Source organism: Actinoplanes sp. NPDC049802, from assembly GCF_040656595.1.
Lineage (GTDB): Bacteria > Actinomycetota > Actinomycetes > Mycobacteriales > Micromonosporaceae > Actinoplanes.
The window spans coordinates 1-20,122 of the sequence record NZ_JBFAMR010000106.1 but is presented as its reverse complement, the minus strand read 5'-3'; the positions used below and the strand labels follow the sequence as shown (position 1 = coordinate 20,122).

Annotated in this window: 18 protein-coding genes; 6 read left to right on the top strand and 12 right to left on the bottom strand. The window is 70.4% G+C overall.

Annotated elements, in window-relative coordinates:
* Positions 1 to 116: 116 nt before the first annotated feature.
* The 3 genes from urtC to urtA form a co-directional block, all read right to left on the bottom strand.
* Positions 117 to 1,217 carry an urea ABC transporter permease subunit UrtC gene (gene urtC, locus AB0I88_RS37965; RefSeq protein WP_361036527.1) on the bottom strand — a complete coding sequence of 367 codons (1,101 nt, stop codon included), beginning with the start codon at positions 1,215 to 1,217 and terminating at the stop codon, positions 117 to 119.
* The gene (urtB, locus tag AB0I88_RS37960) at positions 1,214 to 2,104 is read right to left on the bottom strand and encodes an urea ABC transporter permease subunit UrtB (protein WP_361036525.1); all 891 of its coding nucleotides are present in this window, start codon (positions 2,102 to 2,104) and stop codon (positions 1,214 to 1,216) included. The genes urtC and urtB overlap by 4 nt, the downstream gene beginning before the upstream one ends.
* Before the next feature lie 71 nt (positions 2,105 to 2,175).
* On the bottom strand, positions 2,176 to 3,474 hold the full coding sequence (gene urtA, locus AB0I88_RS37955) for an urea ABC transporter substrate-binding protein (protein WP_361036523.1): 1,299 nt from the start codon (positions 3,472 to 3,474) through the stop codon (positions 2,176 to 2,178).
* Positions 3,475 to 3,962: 488 nt separating this feature from the next.
* Here urtA and AB0I88_RS37950 point away from each other — a divergent pair, with 488 nt between their 5' ends.
* Together AB0I88_RS37950 and AB0I88_RS37945 are read left to right on the top strand one after the other, a co-directional pair.
* The gene (locus tag AB0I88_RS37950; protein WP_361036521.1) at positions 3,963 to 4,427 is read left to right on the top strand and encodes a hypothetical protein; all 465 of its coding nucleotides are present in this window, start codon (positions 3,963 to 3,965) and stop codon (positions 4,425 to 4,427) included.
* Entirely contained in the window at positions 4,388 to 4,825 is a 438-nt protein-coding gene (locus AB0I88_RS37945; protein ID WP_361036519.1) for a DUF6250 domain-containing protein, read from the top strand. Before AB0I88_RS37950 ends, AB0I88_RS37945 begins: the two co-directional genes overlap by 40 nt.
* Here AB0I88_RS37945 and AB0I88_RS37940 read toward each other — a convergent pair.
* On the bottom strand, positions 4,815 to 5,249 hold the full coding sequence (locus tag AB0I88_RS37940; RefSeq protein WP_361036517.1) for a protein-tyrosine phosphatase family protein: 435 nt from the start codon (positions 5,247 to 5,249) through the stop codon (positions 4,815 to 4,817). The genes AB0I88_RS37945 and AB0I88_RS37940 overlap by 11 nt on opposite strands.
* A gap of 57 nt (positions 5,250 to 5,306) precedes the next feature.
* Here AB0I88_RS37940 and AB0I88_RS37935 point away from each other — a divergent pair, with 57 nt between their 5' ends.
* The 3 genes from AB0I88_RS37935 (at position 5,307) to AB0I88_RS37925 (ending at position 10,217) form a co-directional block, all read left to right on the top strand.
* Positions 5,307 to 6,530 carry an MFS transporter gene (locus AB0I88_RS37935; RefSeq protein WP_361036515.1) on the top strand — a complete coding sequence of 408 codons (1,224 nt, stop codon included), beginning with the start codon at positions 5,307 to 5,309 and terminating at the stop codon, positions 6,528 to 6,530.
* Positions 6,531 to 6,680: 150 nt separating this feature from the next.
* Positions 6,681 to 8,324 carry an arginine--tRNA ligase gene (argS, locus tag AB0I88_RS37930; RefSeq protein ID WP_361036512.1) on the top strand — a complete coding sequence of 548 codons (1,644 nt, stop codon included), beginning with the start codon at positions 6,681 to 6,683 and terminating at the stop codon, positions 8,322 to 8,324.
* Between the two features lie 105 nt (positions 8,325 to 8,429).
* Positions 8,430 to 10,217: a 5'-nucleotidase C-terminal domain-containing protein gene (locus AB0I88_RS37925; RefSeq protein WP_361036509.1), complete on the top strand. Its 1,788-nt coding sequence runs from the start codon at positions 8,430 to 8,432 to the stop codon at positions 10,215 to 10,217.
* Positions 10,218 to 10,245: 28 nt separating this feature from the next.
* On the opposite strand, the gene AB0I88_RS37920 is transcribed toward AB0I88_RS37925, so the two are convergent.
* The 3 genes from AB0I88_RS37920 to AB0I88_RS37910 all read right to left on the bottom strand — a co-directional run bounded on the left by AB0I88_RS37920 (position 10,246) and on the right by AB0I88_RS37910 (position 12,903).
* Positions 10,246 to 10,860 (bottom strand): hypothetical protein, encoded by a 615-nt coding sequence (locus AB0I88_RS37920; RefSeq protein ID WP_361036506.1) that lies wholly within the window; start codon positions 10,858 to 10,860, stop codon positions 10,246 to 10,248.
* Positions 10,861 to 10,970: 110 nt separating this feature from the next.
* Positions 10,971 to 12,416, bottom strand: a complete 1,446-nt coding sequence (locus AB0I88_RS37915) for a serine/threonine-protein kinase (protein ID WP_361036503.1) — start codon at positions 12,414 to 12,416, stop codon at positions 10,971 to 10,973.
* Positions 12,417 to 12,522: 106 nt separating this feature from the next.
* Positions 12,523 to 12,903, bottom strand: coding sequence for a hypothetical protein (locus tag AB0I88_RS37910; RefSeq protein ID WP_361036500.1), 381 nt, complete (start codon positions 12,901 to 12,903; stop codon positions 12,523 to 12,525).
* 295 nt (positions 12,904 to 13,198) lie between these two features.
* Here AB0I88_RS37910 and AB0I88_RS37905 point away from each other — a divergent pair, with 295 nt between their 5' ends.
* A complete protein-coding gene (locus tag AB0I88_RS37905; protein ID WP_361036497.1) occupies positions 13,199 to 13,540 on the top strand; it encodes an STAS domain-containing protein in 342 nt (113 codons plus the stop codon).
* Positions 13,541 to 13,543: 3 nt separating this feature from the next.
* On the opposite strand, the gene AB0I88_RS37900 is transcribed toward AB0I88_RS37905, so the two are convergent.
* The 5 genes from AB0I88_RS37900 to AB0I88_RS37880 all read right to left on the bottom strand — a co-directional run bounded on the left by AB0I88_RS37900 (position 13,544) and on the right by AB0I88_RS37880 (position 19,996).
* Positions 13,544 to 14,410, bottom strand: coding sequence for a 5'/3'-nucleotidase SurE (locus tag AB0I88_RS37900; RefSeq protein ID WP_361036494.1), 867 nt, complete (start codon positions 14,408 to 14,410; stop codon positions 13,544 to 13,546).
* Positions 14,407 to 15,348 (bottom strand): PfkB family carbohydrate kinase, encoded by a 942-nt coding sequence (locus tag AB0I88_RS37895; protein WP_361036491.1) that lies wholly within the window; start codon positions 15,346 to 15,348, stop codon positions 14,407 to 14,409. Before AB0I88_RS37895 ends, AB0I88_RS37900 begins: the two co-directional genes overlap by 4 nt.
* 68 nt (positions 15,349 to 15,416) lie before the next feature.
* Complete coding sequence (locus AB0I88_RS37890) at positions 15,417 to 16,334, bottom strand: cation diffusion facilitator family transporter (protein WP_361036488.1); 918 nt, start codon at positions 16,332 to 16,334, stop codon at positions 15,417 to 15,419.
* A gap of 311 nt (positions 16,335 to 16,645) precedes the next feature.
* The gene (locus AB0I88_RS37885) at positions 16,646 to 18,769 is read right to left on the bottom strand and encodes an AAA family ATPase (protein ID WP_361036485.1); all 2,124 of its coding nucleotides are present in this window, start codon (positions 18,767 to 18,769) and stop codon (positions 16,646 to 16,648) included.
* A gap of 273 nt (positions 18,770 to 19,042) precedes the next feature.
* Positions 19,043 to 19,996: an alpha/beta hydrolase gene (locus AB0I88_RS37880; protein WP_361036528.1), complete on the bottom strand. Its 954-nt coding sequence runs from the start codon at positions 19,994 to 19,996 to the stop codon at positions 19,043 to 19,045.
* Positions 19,997 to 20,122 lie beyond the last annotated feature (126 nt).

Genomic DNA, 20,122 nt, shown 5'->3' with positions numbered 1-20,122 from the left:
GAAGACCAGGTCGTGGGCGTACGGAACGGGATGCTCGGACAGGCTGAGCCGTGGTAGCCGGTGCAGCAGCCTGGTCAGCGCGACCTCTGCCTCGACAAAAGCGCAGCAGGGTGCGGTCATGACCGCACCTCTTCGAGTTCGGCGGCGACGACGGCGGGGACCGCCGGGGTGGACTGGGCGTCCGGCTTGCGGCGGGCGGCGGCGATCCGGGCGGGCAGCGACGACAGCCCGTTCGGCAGGAAGAGGATGACCACGACGAAGAGCAGACCGAGGATGTAGGTCCAGCCCTCGGGCCAGGTCGAGCCGAGGCTCGACTGCCCCCAGCCGACCGCCATCGCGCCGAGCGCGGGGCCGAAGAGCGAGGCACGGCCACCGAAGGCGACACCCGCGATCATCAGGATCGAGGCGGCGGCACCGATCTCGGCCGGGGTGATGATGCCGACGATGGGCACGAACATCGCCCCGCCGATGCTCGCCATCAGCGCGGACACGACGAACGCGACGAGCTTGACGTTGGCCGGGTCGTAGCCGAGGAAACGTACGCGCTCCTCCGCGTCCCGGGTGGCGACGAGGAGTTCACCGAACCGGCTGCGGTAGAGCTGCCACACCGCGAGCAGGCAGACGATGAGCAGCCCGGCCGCGATGAGATACACCATGAGCTTGTTCGCCGGGTCGTTCAGCACGTAGCCGAAGAAGTACTTGAAGTCGCTGAGCCCGGTGTCGCCACCGGACTCGCGGATCGTGGAACTGATCAGGACGGCCAGCGCGACCGCGAGCGCCTGCGTCAGGATCGCGAAGTACGCGCCCTTCACCCGGCGCTTGAACAGCGCGTATCCGAGCATGCCGGCCAGCACCACCGGGAGCACCACGATCGCCAGCAGGGTGAATGCCCCGCTGCGGAACGGCTCCCAGAACGCCGGGAGCGGCGCGAGCGGGTCGTAGAGCACCATGAACCCGGGCACGCGGTCACCCGCGGTCTCCAGCGTGAGGTGCATGGCCATCGAGTACGCGCCGAGGGCGAAGAACACCCCCTGACCCATCACCAGCATCCCGCCCCGGCCCCACGCCAGGCCGATGCCGACGGCGGCGATGGCCCAGCAGCAGTACTTGCCGAGGTTGTTGAGCCAGTGATCGGTGAGCACGAGGGGTGCTACCGCGAGGAGCAGCACGGCGAACACCCCGATGCCGCCGAGAGAGATCCAGGGCTTCTTTGTCATGCCAGACTCCTGGTTCGCACCGTGAACAGGCCCTGCGGGCGCAGCTGCAGGAAGACGATCACGAGGATGAAGGCGAGCACCTGCGCCAGGCTGCCGGTCGTCCAGTAGGCGAAGTACGAGAGGGCGACGCCCACCGCCCACGCGGCGATGATGGTGCCCTTGAGCTGGCCGATGCCACCGGCGGCGACGACGAGGAAGGCCGGGATGATGTACTGCGCGCCCATCTGGGAGTTCGTGCCGCCGATGAGCGACGCCGCCACGCCGGCGACCCCGGCCAGGCCCGATCCGGTGAAGAAGGTGAGGCGGTCGATGGTGCGGGTGGAGATCCCCGACGTCTCGGCGAGATCCCGGTTCTGCACGGTCGCCCGGATGCGGCGGCCGAACGAGGTGTACTTGAGCCAGGCCGACAGGGCGGCGACGCAGACGGCCGCGAGCACGATGGTGAAGAGCTGCCGGAGCGGCCACTCGTAGCCGAGGATGCTCAGCTGCCCGTCGAGCCAGCCGGGCTTCTCCACCGGGACGCCCTGGGACGGGAAGATCTGCAGGGCCGCCTGCTGCAGGATCAGGCCGACACCGACCGTGACGAGCAGGGTGTCGAGGGGCCGGCGGTACATCCACTGGATGATGGTGACCTCCAGCAGGAGGCCGAACAGGCCGGCGACGACGAACGCGACCGGCAGCGCGACCGGGATCGACAGGTTGCTGGCGGTGATGACCTGCTGGACGAGGTAGGCGCTGAAGGCGCCGATCATGAGGAACTCGCCGTGGGCCATGTTGATCACGCCCATCTGGCCGAAGGTGAGCGAGAGGCCCAGCGCGGCGAGCAGGAGCAGTGCACCCTGTGCGCTGCCGTTCAGCAGTGGTGCTATCAGTGCGTCCACGTGCATTCGCTCTCTTTAGCGTCTCTACGGAGGAGGGCGGGTCGCGTGCCGTCGGTGACACGCGACCCCGCGGGTGATCAGCCCGCCGCGTCCACCAACTGCTTGCGGATGTCCGCCGGGAACCAGTCGTAGCCCTCGAGGTACGGGTCGGGCTCGATGAACTCGTCGGAGGCCCAGACGATGTCGAACTGGTTGCTGGAGTTGATCTTGCCGATGTGGCCGGGCTTGGAGATGTGGTGGTTCTCGCCGTCGAGCGTGACCTTGCCCTCCGGCGCGTCGAACGTGATGGGGTTCTTCTTGGCCGCGGCGTTCACCGCGTCGACGTCGAACGAGCCGGCCGCCTCGACGAGCGCCTTGTACAGGTACATCGAGATGTAGGCGGCCTCCATCGGGTCGGAGGTGACACCGCTGCTGCTGGGGTAGGCCTTCCAGCTCTCGATGAACTTCGGGTTGGTGGGGGTCTTGAGCGACTGGAAGTAGTTCCAGGACGCGTACTGGCCGGTGACCTCGTGGCCCATCGCCGGCGCCTCCTCCTCGGCGATCGACACCGAGATGATCGGCGTCGTCTCGGCTTTGAGGCCGGCGTCGTAGTACGCCTTGATGAAGCCGACGTTCGACGAGCCGTTGATGGTGTTGAAGATGAAGTCGGGCTTGGCCGCCACGATCTTCGCCACCTGGCTGGTCCAGTCGTCCTTGTCGAGCGGCACGTACTCCTCACCGACGATCTCGATGCCGAGCTTGGCCGCGTACAGCTTGATGATCGCGTTCGCGGTGCGCGGGAAGACGTAGTCGCTGCCGGCGAGGAACAGCTTCTTCACACCCTGGGTCTTCAGGAAGTCCATCGCCGGGATGATCTGCTGGTTGGTGGTCGCACCGGTGTAGTAGATGTTCGGCGACGACTCGAGGCCCTCGTACTGCACCGGGTAGAAGAAGAGACCGTTGTTCTTCTCGACGACCGGCTTGACGGCCTTGCGGGAGGACGAGGTCCAGCCGCCGAAGATCGCGGCGACGCAGTCCTGGGTGAGCAGCTTCTCGGTCTTCTCCGCGAAGGTGGGCCAGTCGGTGGCGCCGTCCTCCTGGATGTACTCGATCTTCTTGCCGAGGATGCCGCCCGCGGCGTTGATCTCGTCGGCGGCCATGTGCAGCACGTTGGAGACGGTCTTCTCGGAGATCGCCATGCCGCCGGTCAGCGAGTTGAGGAAGCCGAGCTTGACGGTGCTGCCCGAGGTGTCGACGCAGCTGGCCGCCGGGGAGGCCGCGCCGGCGGCAGTCTCTTCACCGGCCTTGGCGCCACAGCCGGCGAGCACCAGGGCCATGGACGTCCCGATGGCTCCGGTGGCCATGAGCGTGCGCAGCCGTTTGCTGGTGGTGGACATGTATAAGTACTCCGTTCCTGGTCAAGGGGGGCGTGACGCCGACTTCGCGGCACGGCGGATGGGGATGTCCAGGGCGAGTCGCCGGCCAGGTGCTACCGGCTGCTGCATGTGAGAGCAGATTGGCTGTGAGTCATTGCTCTGACATTTCGCAACTGTTCCAACTCTGTAGCCGACGCATCGAAAGGTGGGGGAACACCTCGGAGAGCAGCGGAATCTCAGGAAGAGGTGATGTCAAAGTTCTGCCATGATCCGCGTGAGCGCGGCAGAGATGGCACAGTCCTGACATTGCCCTATCTCGTCTGCCGACGGGGCTGCCTCGATCCGAGGTGGCGCCGGTCTCAATTTTGCAGCGCGGCAAAGGGCTGACCTGAGCGAACGGCCCGTCCGAGACCTTCCTCAGTAAAACCTTCGCAAACGTCGATACACAGTCGTCCCATACGTTCCGGCGCGCGCCGACCTCCGGCGTACCGGATCATGGAGAACTGACGATGAGAGCGGTCATCGCCGCCGCGGCCGGCTTCACGCTGGCCGCCGGCTTCCTCGCCACGCCGGCGCACGCCGGCTCTGCTGCCCCCGAACGCATCGTCGAGCAACTGGACCGCGGCCTGGTCGCCGTGCCCGCCGAGAACGGCGGCACCTACCTGAGCTGGCGGCTCCTCGGTACCGAGCACGGCAACAACGTCTACAAGGGCGCGAAGAGGCTCAACAAGAAGCCGATCGACGAGTCCACCAACTTCACCTACACCACCCCGGGCACCGGCGTCTACACGGTGCGGGCCGTCGTCAAGAACCGGGAGCAGGCCCCCAGCGGACCGGCGATCACGCCCGGTGACATCCCGCTGCTGCCCACCCCAACTACTGGTTCAAGCAGGAGATCGCCGGCCCCTACGAGATCGAGTTCACCGCCACGCCGGTGTCCGCGGGCGGGCCCAACGATCACGTCACCGACCTGAACACGTTCTGGAACGCCCGGGACGTGCGCTCGCCGGACGACATCTTCGCCACCACCCGCAGCGGCGCCTTCGCCCAGTACGACTACCTGCAGACCTACTACGTCGGCCAGGGCGCGAACCTCAACACCACCACGAGGTTCCGAAAGTACGTGGGCGAGCCGGGCAACCGCCCACTGATCTACGACTACACCGCGCCGCTGATCGAGGCGAACGTTCCGATCACGGTGCGGATCCGGGTGAACGGCGAGCGGATCCGGTACTACAGCGACGACCGGTTGGTCTTCGACTACACCGACACCGACCCGTACCCCCGCGGCTGGTTCGCCTTCCGCACGGTGGCCAGCCACTTCCACATCCAGGACTTCACGATCTGGCGCCCGCCGGCCGTCAGCTCCTGAACCGCCCGACGAACCGTTTCTGCCAGGGCGTCTCCACCGCCCGCGGATGATAGTGCCGCCGGACCCAGGCCACCGCCTCGTCCGGCGGCACGCCGTCGATGATCGCCAGGCACGCCAGCGCGGTACCGGTCCGCCCGACTCCGCCGTGGCAGGCCACCTCGACCCGCTCACTTTCGGCGCGGGTCCAGGCTTCCCGCAGCACCTTCGTGGCGTGCGCGGGATCGCGCGGCAGCCAGAAGTCGGGCCACCGGATCCACCGGCTGGTCCACCCGAACTCGGGCGGCGCCGAGCCCAGCAGATAGACCCCGAAGCGGGGCGGGTGCCCGGTCGGCATGGCCTGTCGCAGCCCGCGGCCCCGGACCAGCCGCCCGGACGGCAGCCGCAACACCCCGCCGGCATCCTCGTCCCAGCCCACGTCCGCCATGAGTTGATCGTGCCAGGTCCCAGGAGCGTCCCGTGCTCCACGTAGGGTGCTCACCTTGTGAGTGCCCTCGTCCAGAACCTTCTGCCCCACCGCCTCGGAACGAGTTTCCGCTGGCTGCTCGCGTCGTCCTGGACGACCAACCTCGGTGACGGCATCGCCGCCGCGGCCGGTCCGCTGCTGGTGGCCTCGCTCACCTCCGACGAGTTCCTGATCTCCTTGGCCGCCCTGTCCAGCTGGGCGCCGCCGCTGCTCTGCGGCCTGTGGGCCGGTGTCCTCTCGGACCGCCACAACCGCCGCATGATCGTCCTGGCCGCCAACGCCGTCCGGGCCGTGGTCCTGACGGCGCTGATCGCCGCGCTGGTCACCGGCCACCTGACGGTCGGGGCGGCGCTGATCGGTGTCGCGCTGATCAGCACGGCCGAGGTGTTCGCCGACAACACCACCGGCACGCTCACCCCGATGCTGGTGCGCCGCGACGACCTGGCGCTGGCCAACGCCCGCCTGCAGACCGGATTCATCACCTTCAACCAGCTGGCCGGGCCGTCACTGGGCGCCGCGCTGTTCACCGTCGGCCAGGTCTGGCCGCTGGTGTCCGAAGTGTTCCTGGTCCTCGCCGGCATGCTGCTGGTGAGCCGGATCAAGCTGCCGCCGCACGGCCTCGCCGAGCGCGCGAACGCGCGCCGCGAGATCGTCGAGGGTTTCCGCTGGGTGCTGCACCACCCGCCGGTCCGCACCCTCTGCCTCACCATCCTGATCTTCAACCTGGCGTTCGGGGCCGCCTGGGCGGTGCTGGTGCTCTACGCCCGTGACCGGCTCGCGCTCGGCGACTTCGGGTTCGGCCTGATCACCACGGTCTCCGCGGTCGGCGGCCTGCTCGGCACCGCCCTCTACGGCTGGATCACCGCCCGCGTCAGCCTCGGCAACGTGATGCGAATCGGCCTGATCATCGAGACCTTGACCCACCTGATCCTGGCCGCGACCCGCTCGCCGTGGGTGGCCCTGCCGGTGTTCTTCCTGTTCGGCGCGCACGCCTTCATCTGGGGCACCACCTCCACCACGGTCCGGCAGCGCGCCGTGCCGGAACACCTCCAGGGCAGGGTCAGCGCGGTCAACACCATCTGCGTGTACGCCGGACTGGTGGCCGGGTCGGCAATCGGCGGACTGCTGGCCAAGCAGTACGGCATCACCGCCCCGTTCTGGGCCGCGTTCGTCGCCTCGGCTGCCTTCCTGGTCCTGCTCTGGCCGCAGATGACCCGGATCGCGCACGACGATCAGTTATAGTCGCGGGCATGTTCAGCTTCAGCGTGCGACGTCGGCGTCCCGAGGGCCGCCGCTGAAGCTCTGCTTCCTCCCGGCGGGTCGTCACCCGCCGGCGCTGGACAGCAGTGGTCGGTTCGACCCGCCTCCGCGTCGACGCCGAGGGGCCGACCCATGAATCTCGAAACGCTTCTGCACGACCGGCTGGCACCCGCCTTCACGGCGGTCGCCGGCACCCCCGTCGACCCGGTCGTCCGGGTCTCCCCGCACGCCGACTTCCAGTCCGGGGCGGCGCTCGCCCTGGCCGGCCGACTGCACCGGCCGCCCCGCGACATCGCGGCCGAGGTGGCCGCCACCGCCGGTCTGGCCGGGATCGCCGAGGTCGCCGTCTCCGGGCCGGGGTTCCTCAACCTGACCGTCACCGACGACCTGATCACCGCGACCCTGGACCGGCTGGCCGGTGATCCACGGCTCGGGGTGGCGCCGGTCGCGAGCCCGAAGAAGATCGTGATCGACTACTCCTCGCCGAACCTTGCCAAGTCGATGCACGTCGGCCACCTCCGGTCCACGATCATCGGCGACTCGCTGGCCCGGATCCTCGAATGGCAGGGCCATGACGTGCACCGGGTCAACCACATCGGCGACTGGGGCACCCCGTTCGGCATGCTGATCGAGCACCTGGCCGAGACCGGTGACGGCGCCCGGCACACGCTCGCCGGCCTGACCGCCTTCTATCAGGCGGCCCGGGTGCGGTTCGACACCGACGAGGGCTTCCGGACCCGGTCCCGGCTGCGGGTGGTGGCCCTGCAGAACGGCGACGGCCCGACCCGGGAGCTGTGGCGGCGGCTGGTCGCCCAGTCCGAGGAGGCGTTTCTGGCCGTCTACGACCGGCTCGGCGTCACCCTCGGGCCGGAGCACTTCGCCGGCGAGAGCACCTACCAGGACGAGCTCGCCGGGATCGTGGCCGACCTGGCGGAGAAGGGCCTGCTGACCGAGAGCGACGGCGCCCTCTGCGCCTTCCCGGCGGGCTTCACCGGCCGCGACGGCACGCCGCTCCCGCTCATCGTCCAGAAGGCCGACGGCGGATTCGGGTACGCCGCGACCGACCTCGCCGCACTCCGGCACCGGGTGCGGGACCTCGGCGCCGACGAACTGCTCTACGTGGTCGGCACACCGCAGCGGATCCACTTCCAGATGGTCTTCGCAGTGGCCGGGGCGGCCGGCTGGCTGCCGGACGAGGTCAGCGCCGAGCACATCGGGTTCGGCTCGATCCTGGGCGCCGACGGCAAGATGCTCAAGACCCGGGCGGGCGCCACCGTCCGGCTCTCCGGGCTGCTCGACGAGGCGGACTCCCGGGCCTCCGACCCGGCGGTGGGCATCGCCGCGATCAAATACGCCGACCTGTCCACCGACCGGCGGGGCGACTACACCTTCGACTGGGACCGGATGCTCGCCTCGACCGGGAACACCGGACCTTACCTGCAGTTCGCGTACGCCCGGATCTGCTCCATCTCGCGCAAAGCCGCAGGCGAGCCGGGACCGGTCCGGATCACCGAGCCCGTGGAGCGGGCGCTCGCCCTCGCGCTGCTGGGTTTCGAACCGGCGCTGAACGCCGCCGCCGGCCCGCGGGAACCCCACCGGCTCGCCACCTACCTGTACGAGCTGGCCAGCACGTTCAGCCGGTTCTACGAGCGGTGCCGGGTCGTCGGCGCCGAACCGGCGGTGCGGAGCAGCCGCCTGGCACTGTGCGAGCTGACCGGGCGAACGCTCCAAATCGGAATGTCCCTGCTCGGCGTCGAGGCCCTCGACCAGATTTGATCACTGTGCAATGTTCGGTTCATCGACCGGTGCCGTGATCGGCCGTTAAGGTGCTGGTTTCGGCGCCCACAAGGCGCGATCGAGTCTGATGTTGAGAGGTTCGCAATGACCCTTCCCACCGGCGTCTCGCGGCGGAGCGTCCTCGCCGCGTCGGCGGCCGCCACCGTTGCCGCGCCGCTCGTCTTCCCGGGTGCCGCGCAGGCCGGCGGTGCCGCCGTGGAGAAGACCTACCGGCTCACCGTCCTGGGCACGTCGGACACCCACGGCAACGTCTACAACTGGGATTACTACAAGGACGCGGAGTACGACGACAGCGCCCACAACGACGTCGGCGTGGCCAAGCTGGCCGCTCTGGTGAACAAGCTGCGTGCCGAGGCGACCGGTCCGGTGCTGGTCCTGGACGCCGGCGACACCATCCAGGGCACCCCGCTGGCCACCTACTACGCCAAGCAGGAGCCGATCACCACGACCGGCGAGAAGCACCCGATGGCCCGCGCCATGAACGTGCTGCACTACGACGCTGTCACGCTGGGCAATCACGAGTTCAACTACGGCCTGCCGCTGCTCAATCTGTGGATCCGTCAGCTCGGCTTCCCGGCCCTGGCCGCCAACGCGATCAGTGTGCGGACCGGCCGGCCGGCGTTCACCCCGTACATCATCAAGAAGGTGTCGCTCGGCCGGCACGCGCCGACGCTGCGCGTCGGCATCCTGGGTCTCACCAACCCGGGGTCGGCGATCTGGGACCGGGCCAACGTCGAGGGCAAGATCGAGTTCACCGACATGATCGCCTCGGCCGCCAAGTGGGTGCCGATCATGCGGGCCCGCGGCGCCGACATCGTGCTGATCTCCGCGCACGGCGGCGACAGCGGCACCTCCAGCTACGGGCCGGAGTTGCCGAACGAGAACCCGACCGCGCTGATCGCCGAACAGGTGCCCGGCATCGACGCGATCCTCTTCGGGCACGCGCACCGCGAGGTGCCGCAGCGTTTCGTCACCAACCTCACGACCGGCAAGCAGGTGCTGCTCTCCGAACCGTCGAAGTGGGGCCAGCGGCTCACCAAGATGGACTTCGACATCACCCGCGTCAAGGGCCGGTGGACGATCACCACGAAGGCCGCGACGTCACTGAACACCAACACCGTCGAGGCCGACCCCAAGGTCCTCGCCGTGGTGAAGCGGCAGCACGACAAGACGGTGGCGTACGTCAACCAGGTCGTCGCCGCCTCCACCGTCGAGTTGTCCGCGGCGACCAGCCGGTACGAGGACACCGCGATCCTCGACTACATCAACAAGGTGCAGACCGACACCGTCACCGCGGCGCTGGCCGGCACCGAGTACGCCACCCTGCCCGTTCTGTCGATCGCCGCCCCGTTCAGCCGTACCGCGGTGTTCCCGCGCGGCGACGTGAAGATCAAGGACGTGGCCGGCCTCTACATCTACGACAACACCCTGGAGGCGGTCGTCCTGACCGGCGCCGAGGTGAAGGCGTACCTGGAGTACTCGGCGAAGTACTTCGTCACGCACGCCGTCGGCGCCCCGGTCAACCCGGAGACGATCAACGACCCGGCCGTGCCGGACTACAACTACGACGTGTTCTCCGGGGTCGACTACGACATCGACATCAGCAAGGCGGTCGGCAGCCGGACCACCCGCCTCCAGATCGGTGGGGTGGACGTCGCCGCCGACGCGCGGTTCGTGGTGGCGGTCAACAACTACCGGCGCTCCGGCGGCGGCAGCTTCCCGGGCATCGTGAAGACTCAGGTCTACAACGAGCAGCGGGAGATCCGTCAGCTGCTCATCGATTGGGCGCAGGCGAAGGGCCGGATCGACCCGGCCGACTTCTTCGTGAAGAACTGGCAGCTCGTCCGTGAGGGCGTGCCGGTCACCTTCTGACCGTGGGCGGGCCGGGGGACCGGCCCGCTCACTCCGGCTCCTGCCAGTTGCCCCGGGTGTCGGCCTGCACGTACATGCCGGTGCTCTTCCCGGTGGACAGGTGGAAGGTGCACAGGTAGGTGCGCAGCCCCTCGGCGTCCCGGTCTCCCTCGGCCAGACAGGCGACCCCGGTGAACGAGCCCACCTCGGCGGCGATCCGGCTGTCCGCGGAGAGGGTCGCCTGCAGCGACGCGGTGATCCGGTCCTCCTGGTAACCGTGGTGGAGCGGAACCGCCACGGCGAAGGTGAGCACCCACCAGAAGGCCGCGCCGACCGGCACCGTCGTGCCGTAGGCGATCCAGTAGGGGGACCGCTTCCGGCCGAACCGGTGGGCTTGTCCGGAGCGCCGGAGCGCCGAGATGATGCCGAGGGCGCTGAGGAAGAACGTCCAGAACACGACCGGCCGCCAGGACGGCGCTTCCGGCCGGCCCGCCCCGTGCACCTCTCCGGGGAAGCGGACGAGCAGCTGGCCGTGCCGGTGCCCGGTCGGGTCGACAGGCGGGGTGGTGGTGGGGGCGGCTGGAACCGGACCGGGCTCCGGCGGGCTCGCCCACGGCGGGGCGGTGGAGTACTGCCCCGGCTCCTGCGGAGTCTGGACTGTCATCGTGCGGCCGAACCTCCCGCCTAGCGGCGCGGATGCTTCTCCGTGCCGCCGGGACCATCGGCCGCGGCCCGCCACTGTTGAGGATTAGGCGTATTTCAGGTGCGGCTTTCTCAGCCGGCCGGGTCCGCCGGCGGATCCGTCGTCGGATCCGTCGTCGGGTCCGTCGGCGGAGTCGTCGTCGGCTCGGTGGTCGGCGTGGTCGTCGGCGTGGTCGTCGGGTCGGTCGGCTCCGGCGGCGCCGAGGTCGCCGACGGCGAGGCCGACGACGGGCTGGCCGAGCGACTCGACGACGGCTTCTTCGTCGGCTTCGGCCGGTAGGGGGTCGGCGAGGCCTCAACCGCCGACGGCGACGCCTCCGCACTCGGCGGCGGCGGCCCGATCGGGTCGGCCTGGGTGCCCTGCTCCTGGGTGCTGGTGTCGCCCTGGGTCGGCGGGCCGTCCTTCACCGCGTAGGCCACGCCGATGCCGCCGGCCACCAGGAAGAGCGCCAGGATCGCGAACATCAGGAGACGCTGCGCCGGCCGCTGGGACGATTTCGGCGCCGGCCCGGGGATCGGCGCGGGGACAGCGTGGTGCATCGGCGCGGACCGGGTCATGGCGGGGCTGACCGGCACGGTCGGGGACTGGCCGCTGTCCACCCGGGCGGTCGGGAACTGGCCGCCGGCCATCCGGGCGGCCGGGCTGATCGGGGCGGCCAGCGTGGTGCCGGTGAGCCGTTTCCAGTCCATCGGGCCGGCGACGGCGAACGCCGCCTCGGCGAACTCGGCCGCGCTCTGGAACCGGTCGGCCGGCTGTTTCGCCATCGCCCGGGCGATGAGGTCGCGAACCGCGTAGGGAACGTGGTCGGGCAGCGGATCCGGATCGTCCTCGAGGTGCCGCAGCGCCACCTGAAGGGCGTTGTCACCGTCGAACGGGGGCACGCCGGCGATGCAGTGGTACGCCACCGCGCCCAGTGCGTAGATGTCGGTGGCCGGTGTCAGGTTGCCCTTGGCCACCTGTTCCGGCGCCATGTACAGAGCGGTGCCGACGATCGCGTTCAGCCCGGTGACGCTGGTCATCGCATTCGACCGGGCCACGCCGAAGTCGACCAGGATGACCGCGCCGGTCGGCTTCACGATCAGGTTGCCGGGTTTGACGTCGCGGTGGACGATCCCGTTCTCGTGGGCGGCGTGCAGCGCGTCGGCAGCCTGCGCCACGATCGCCATGGTCTCGGCGACGCCGAGCGGGCCCTCCTTGACGCGGGCGGAGAGCGGCTCGCCCTCCACGAACGCCATCACCAGGTAGGCGACCTTCTCCGGGCCCTCGTAGTCGCCGTCGCTCGCGTAGTCGTAGACCTCGACCACACCGGGGTGCCGGAAGGCCGCCATCATCCGGGCCTCGCCGTAGAAACGCGCGGCGAACTCGGGGTCTTCGAGCATCGCCGTGCGCAGCACCTTGACCGCGACGGTCCGGCCGAGCACGACATCGGTGCCGCGCCAGACGTCACCCATACCGCCGGTGGCGACGCGCTCGTCCAACCGGTAACGGTTGTCCAGGAGGTTTCCCGCGTTGAGCACCAGCGGACCTTATCTGTAGGAGTTCAAGCCGAATGCCGCTCAACTGTACAGAGCCCGGGGCTTTCGCGGGAGGTCGGCAAGGGCCTGCGAAAACGGCCCCGCCGGGTCACCTCTGGTCGTACGTCGGGGTGACCACGACCGCCGTCTCGGCGAGCTCGATCTCCTCGTTCTCGGCCTGCCGCTCCAGGGCGGCCCGTGCGGCGCCGGCAGCCGCCCATCCGGCGGCGACACCGGCCAGGCCGATCGCGACGATCAGGCCCCAGGGCCGTGCCGGCCGGTGGCCGGCGAGCGCGCTCGCGGCCGCGTTGGCCCGGGTCCATGCCTCGTCGGTGACGGATGTCACCCGGTCGCCGGCCCGCCCGGCGAGCTTGCGGCTGCGCCGCCCGGCCGCGCGGCCGGCGTTGTCCCCGGCTGTGGCCCACGCGCTCTGCAGATGCTCCCAGGCTTCCTCGGCGGTCTTCTCGGCCCGGTTCTTCCTCGAGAACATCTCCAGCACCTCCGGTCGCACGGTCTTCCTGAGGAGGTTGCCCCGGATCAACTCTTCACAAACGTCCGGAGTGGACGCCATCACGTTTGCAAAACGATTTGACGCCGCGCAGTACTGTTGACCAGGTTCACACGGGTCACTCAGGTGGCTAACAGGTTCGGGGCCTAACCTTTCGGGCAGTTTCACCGAACCTTCCGGGGGGAGCCGGTGCCGCCTTGTCCGAGGTCGGCGACGCGGCTGCCCGCGTCTAGAGGAACGAACGCCGGGAGCGACCGGGCGGGTGGAGGGAAGAGGCGTGACGCTGTCGATAACGACGTCGACGCTGGCCGATGGCGCGGTGGAGGTTTCCCCGCGCGGCGAGATCGACGTCGAGAACGCGTACGAGATTCGTGAAGCCGTGGCGGCCCAGCTGTCCTCCGGGTCCCCTGTCCGGATCGAGCTCAACATGCGGCATGTGACCTTCATCGACTCGGTGGGCATCAGCGCCCTGGTGGCCGCCTTCCAGCTGGCCGGGGTCAGCGGCGTCAAGCTGGTCGTCACCCGGCCCAGCCGTTTCGCGCACCGGCAGCTCTGGGTCACCGGGCTGCTCGGCCTCTTCGGCAACCCGCAGCCCTTCGACGAGACCGTCAACGCCTGACGCTCAGAGGGCGGGCGTCCGCACCCGGACAGCGTCGACGTTGATCCGTACGTCGGGGTCCTCGGAGGGTGCCCGGATCGGGGTGACGACGGCGAAGTTCTCGGCGAGCGCGGCCAGGTCGGTGCCGGGGTCCAGGGTCTCCTCGGCGGCCTGCACCGCCGTCCGGACGTAACCGTCGCCCGCTTCGGCGATGCTCATCTGCACCTGGCCGAAACGCGCCAGCGACGCCTGCCGCAGGCCGCGGATGCCGTCCACGTGCAGGTCCGGGACGTTGAGGTTGAAGATCGTGCCGGGCGGGGTGTGCAGCAGGGAGGGCAGCAGGCGGACCGCGAGGTCGGCCGCGCTCGCCCAGTGGTGCTGTTCGTCGTCGATCCGGTTGAGGGCGGCGATCGCGGCGCCCCCGCTGGCCGCGGTGGCCGCCGCCGGGGTCAGCACGTCGAGGGAGACGGCCAGCCCGTGCATCCCGGCGTGGGAGGCGGTGAGGCACGCCCCGACGGTGCCGGAGTGGACCACGGCGGCGCCCGCGTTGGCGCCCCGGTTGATGCCGGAGAGCACGATGTCCGGGATCGGCCCGAAGGCGTCGCGCAGGGCGAGCAGGACGATGTAGGCGGGTGAGGCGGCGACCCCGTACGCCGGGATGTTCTTGGCGCCGGGAAGCTCACGCGGCTCCGAGACGATCTTGCCGTCCTGCACGACCGCGGTCATCGAGGCGCTGCTGCCGCTGGACTCGCTCAGCGGCGCGGCCACCACCACGTCGTACCCGGCGTGCCCGACCGCGCGGGCGAGCCAGCGGATGCCGGGCGACTCGATGCCGTCGTCGTTGGTGATCAGGATTCGCGTTCGGGGTTGAGTGCCCGTTTGAGGAGTCATTTCGCCTTCTCTATCGGGGTCAGCCGGACCCGCTCGGTGAGGACCCGGACCGCGTCCACGTGCCCGGTGCCGAGCCCGTGCCGGGTGACGTTGAGGGCCCCCGCCGCCGCCCCGGTACGGACAGCCTCCTCGATGTGGCCGCCGTGGGCCAGGGTGGCGGCGACTCCGGCCGTCATCGAGTCGCCGGCGCCCCGGTGTTCGGCGGGGGTGAGACGGGGCAGGGCCACCGAGTAGATCTCCCCGTTGAAGAGGGCCAGCGCGCCCATGTCGGCCCGGGAGACCAGCACCGTCTCGGCGCCGCTCTCGTGCAGCCGGACGAGTGCCTTGACCAGTGATCCGGTGCTGCCGTCCGGCGCCTTCCCGTCGGCGATCAGCTCCTCGTGGCTGATCTTGAGGACGGAGATGCCGGCCTCCAGGACCGCGGCCAGGTGGCGGCTGCACAGGTCGGCGATCACCTTGCAGCCGTTGGACCGCAGATCGGCGGCGAGGCGCCCGTACACCTCGGGTTTGATCACCGACGGGTGGGCCGGGCCGCTCAGGATGGCGATGCCGGCCCGCAGGCCCTCGGCGAGGGTGAGGTTGTAGAGCTCGTCCAGTTCGTGCCGGGAGAGCGGGGTGCCGGGCCGCTCGGCGACCTCCTGCCGGCTGCCGCCCCGCCGGTCGTGCACATACCAGCCGCTGCCGTGCTCGCGCATGACCAGCCGCAGTGTGACGCCCGGAAGCTCCAGCAGCGGAGCCAGCACCCGGCCCACCTCGCCGCCCGCGGCCGCGCAGAGCGTCACCCGGGCCCCGAGCGACGTGATCATCCGGGTCTGCCAGATGCCCTGGCCGCCCGGATGGACGTGCAGCTCGGGCTCGTCGTGTTGTTGCTCGATGGTCACCGTCAGCTGTGGGGCCGGCGCGAAGACCATGACTCGCCCGTCACTCATGTCTCGCATTGTTATCTTTTCGCGCATCCGGCGTGGCGGTTCGCAAAAAGTACAGACGAGGTTTAAAGCCCGAAGCGTTACCAGCTGATCGGCGCGCAGTGCCGGGCCTGGCCGGCCGGCTCCACCTGCAGCGTGGCGTGATCGATGTGGAAGTCCTCGTGCAACGCCTCGCGAGCCTCGGTGAGCACGTCGCCCAGCTCGGCGTTCGGGTCCAGGCGCAGGTGCGCCGAGGCCACGTCCATCCCCTCGGTGAGCGTCCAGACGTGCAGGTCGTGCACGTCGCAGACGCCCGGGACGGCGGCCAGTCGCTCCCGCACCTCGGCCACGTCCAGGTGCCCGGGGGCGGCCTGGACCAGGATCCGGATCGCCGAGCGGCCCAGCGCGAAGGTGCGCGGCAGGATCATGAGGGCCACCAGGACGGCGACGATCGGGTCCGCGTACGCCCAGCCGGTGCCCCAGATGATCAGCGCCGCCACGATCACCCCCGCCGACCCGAGCAGATCGCCGAGCACCTCCAGGTACGCCCCGCGCACCCCGATGTTCTCCTTGGCGCCCGAGCGCAGCAGCGCGAACGCCACCAGGTTCGCCGCGAGGCCGCCGACCGCGACCAGCAGCATCCAGCCGGCCGGCACGTGCGGCGGGTCGGTGAACCGGCGCACCGCCTGCACCAGCACGAACCCGGCCACCACGGTGAGCAGCGCCGCGTTGGCGAGGGCGGCCAGCACCTCCAGCCGGTAGAGCCCGTAGGTGCGGCCCGAGTCGGTGCCCGCCTTGTGGGCGGCGGTGATGGCGGCCAGCGTCATCCCGATCGCCAGCACGTCGGTGAACATGTGACCCGCGTCGGAGAGCAGCGCCAGCGAACCGGTGATCCAGGCCGCGACCGCCTCGACCACCATGAAGACGGTCAGCAGCCCGGCCGCCCACCAAAGGCGACGCCGATGCCCGGCGCCGCTGTTGAGCAGCTCCCGGGTCCCGTGGTCGTGGCCGGCTCCCATGTCGTCCACCTTCCGTCGTCAGGCAGGCCGCCGCCAATGTATGCGGACATTGCTATATGTGCAATCAGTTCGGTGTGCCGTCCCGTGCGATGAAAGTCTCGCCGAACAGCCCGCGGCGGAAAGGGCGGACTTCTCCACCTCACCGCGTGTGCGGTGACCGTAACCGCCATGCCCGCCACGGCGGCGCCGACCAGCCCGCCGCCCGGCACAATCACCCTGCCGAGCGGCGTCCAGCCGGAAAGGCCCACGCCGGTCCGCGGTCCGCGACGGACAGCCGCGGCCCGGTCATCGTGCGATCCGGCGCCGGATCCCTACGGCAGCCAACCCGGGTTCGTGCCCACCGTGGTCAGCCGCTGCGTCGCACGGGACAGGGCGACGTACAGGGTGCGGACCCCGGCCGGGTCGGTCGCGATCTGCGCCGGCTCGACCAGCACGACCGCGTCGTACTCCATGCCCTTGGCCTCCAGCGCGGTCACCACCTGGACCCGCTCCGGCAGCCCGGCCACCCAGCCGGCCACCTCGTCGTGCCGCGGCACCGGCATGATCACGCCGATCGTGCCGTCCACCTCGGCGAGCTGCTTCTCGGTCAGCTCCCGGACCGCCTCCGGAAGACCATCGGTGGTCACCGTCACATCGGCCGGCTCGACCCCGGTGCTGCGCACCGCCGACGGCAACGGCAGATCAGGCATGATCGTACGGATGACGCGCGCCGCCACCTCGAAGATCTCCGACGAGTTGCGGTAGTTCGTGGTCAGCGCGTAACTGTTGCGCTTGCGGGTGCCCAGCGCGCGGTCCCGGGACCGGTCCAGCTCCTCCGGGTCACCGGACCACGCCGTCTGCGCCGGATCGCCGACGATGGTCCACGACGCGTAGGACCCGCGGCGCCCGATCATCCGCCACTGCATCGGCGACACGTCCTGCGACTCGTCGACGACGACGTGCGCGTACTCCCGGTAGTCCTCCTCGCGCCGCACCTGCTGGGCGCGGGCCGCCGCCTGCCGGTCCGCGAACGTGCTGACCTCCTGGATCCCGTCCCGCACGTGGAACGGGTTCCTCGTCCTGCGCTGCGGCTGCCGGGGCCGGCCCATCAGCTCGTCCAGCTCGTCCAGCAGCGCCACGTCGGCGATCGTCGGGCCGTGCTCGGCCAGCGCGTCGAACGAGCCCTGCAGCACGGCGATCTCGTCCCGGGAGAGAACACCGTTCGCGTACGCCCGGAGCCGCCCCGGATCGGCCAGCCAGCGCAGCACCCGCATCGGGGTGAACCGCGGCCACCACGCCTTCAGGAACTCCCGGAAGTCGGTGCGGTCGGCCAGCTCCGACTCGAACTCCCGCTTCTCCGGCAGCCCGGTCACCTTCGCCTCCCGGGCCTGCGCCCACAGCGCGTCGAAGACCCGGTCGAAACCGTGACCACGGACCTCGTTGCGCCGGGCGCCCCGGGGCAGCGCCGAACGCCGGATCCGCTCCAGATCCGCGGCGGCCAGCCGCAGCAGCGTCCCGCGGTAGAGCAGCCGCAACTCGGTGGGCGCGCCCGGCACCGCGTCGTGCGAGGCACGCTCCAGCACCCGCCGCATCCGCAGTGAGCCCTTGATCGCGGCGACCGGGCCGGAGTCCACCCGGGTCGCGTCGTAGCCCGGCACCAGCGTGCCGAGCGAGCGCAGCGTCGCTGTCTCCTCGCCGAGCGACGGCAGGACGGTCGCGATGTACTCCACGAAGACGCCGGACGGCCCGACCACCAGGATGCCGCCGCCCGCGAACCGGCTGCGGTCCGAATACAGCAGGTAGGCCGCCCGGTGCAGCGCCACCGCCGTCTTGCCGGTGCCCGGGCCGCCGGTCACGATCGTCACTCCGGACGCGGGGGAGCGGATCGCCTCGTCCTGCTCGCGCTGAATGGTGGCGACGATGTCCCGCATGCCGCGGCCGGTCGCCTTCGCCAGACTGGCCAGCAGCGCGCCGTCGCCGACCACCCGCATGCCGTCCGGCGCCGCGTCCGGGTCGAGCAGATCGTCCTCGATGCCGGTGACCTTCTCCCGGCTGGACTGGATCATCCGGCGGCGGACCACGCCGAGCGGTTCGGCCGCGGTGGCCCGGTAGAACGCCGCGGCGGCCGGGGCACGCCAGTCCACCACCAGCGGCTTCGAGGCTTCGTCACGGATGCCCATCCGGCCCACGTAGTGGGTGGCGCCGGCCTTGAGGTCGAGGCGGCCGAAGACGAGCCCCTCGTACTCGGTGTCGAGGGCGTGCCGGCGGCGCGCCGCGTGGTAGACCATCGCGTCGCGCTCCACCAGCGCCCCGAAGGTGCCCACCCCGGCCAGGCGGTAGCCCTCCTTCTCGGCCCGGGAGGCGTCCCGGCGCAGCTCCGCGAGGCGGGCGTAGACACGGTCGACATGCTGCTGCTCGACCGCGATCTCCTGTTGCAGGACGGTGGTGTCGCTCAAGTCCGCTGTTCTCCCTCTCATGGCGCACCACCGAAGCGCGCTCGGCGCCAAGGGGGCAATCGAACTTACTCCCACGCCCCCGTCCGCGTCGAACGAGCCCGGCGCTCACTCCGTGGCCGGAACTTCCCAGGATCGTCGCCGGAACACCGCGAGATATGCATTTCCCCGGAAAACGAGCAGCTTGCCCACGAGAGGCGGGCGGGGTGACCGATGTCGAACGCGCCGGTAACCCCGGGCCACGCCGCAGCCCCGACGTGATCCACGCGACAGAACCTAGGCCGCGCGGGAGCAGTGCCGGGCCCGCGTCATCGTCCGGCGCGTCCGCCTCACGTTCCGGGCGGCCCGGCGGACGATCGCGACGAGCGCCTCCGAGACTTCCGCCGGCCGTTCCAGCGGGAGCATGTGCCCGGCCCCCGGCAGCACGGTCAGCTCGGCCCCGGCCAGCGCCCCGGCGATCGACTCGGCGCAGGCCGGCGGGGTGAGCCGGTCCCGGTCGCCGACCAGCACGGTGGCCGGCATGCCGCCCAGCTCGGCCAGCGTGTCGAGCCGCAGCTGGGCGCCGATCGACTCCCGGAAACCGCCGATCGACCGCAGCGGTGCCCGGCCCACGCTGTGGATGGTCAGCATCATGGCCTCCTCGGCGCAGTCGTCGCCGAAGAGCAGCCAGCGCAGGGCCGGGCGCAGAGCCGGCAGGACCGCCCGGTGCGGTCGCCACGCGCCGGACCGGGCGAGCAGGCCGGCGCCGAGCATCTCACCGGCCCGCAGCACCCCGGCGAGGCTGTCGGGCAGCCCGTACCGGGTATGGGTGTGGCCCTCGGCGGTGGTCGAGACCAGGAGCAGGCCCGACACCCGGGCGGCGAACTCGCCGGGGTGCCGGTGCGCGTACTCCATGATGGTCATCCCGCCCATCGAATGCCCGGCCAGCACGACCGGGCCGGTTGGAGCGCAACGGCGGATCACCTCGGCCATGTCGTCGCCGAGCCGGGCCAGGGTGGCCTCGCGCAGCCGGGTCGGACCCGACCGGCCGTGGCCCCGGGTGTCGTAGGCGATCACCCTGGGCGCCTTGCGGCCCATCCCGGTGAGTGCGGTGATCTGGTGCTGCCAGGTCCGGCGGTCGAGGCACCAGCCGTGCGCCAGCACCACCGTGACCTGGGCATCCTGGGGGCCGGAGATCGATACATGCAGCCGGACGCCGTCGGCGGTGGTGATCTCGGTACGCGTCTGCATGGGCACCTCTGTGGTGGTCACTGTCCCCGTATACCCACGGGTACGCCCAGTATCACCCGGTCGGGGAGCGGGTTGTCCACACCGTAAGCCCTAGCGGACCATCATCACCCGTTCGTACGGACGTTC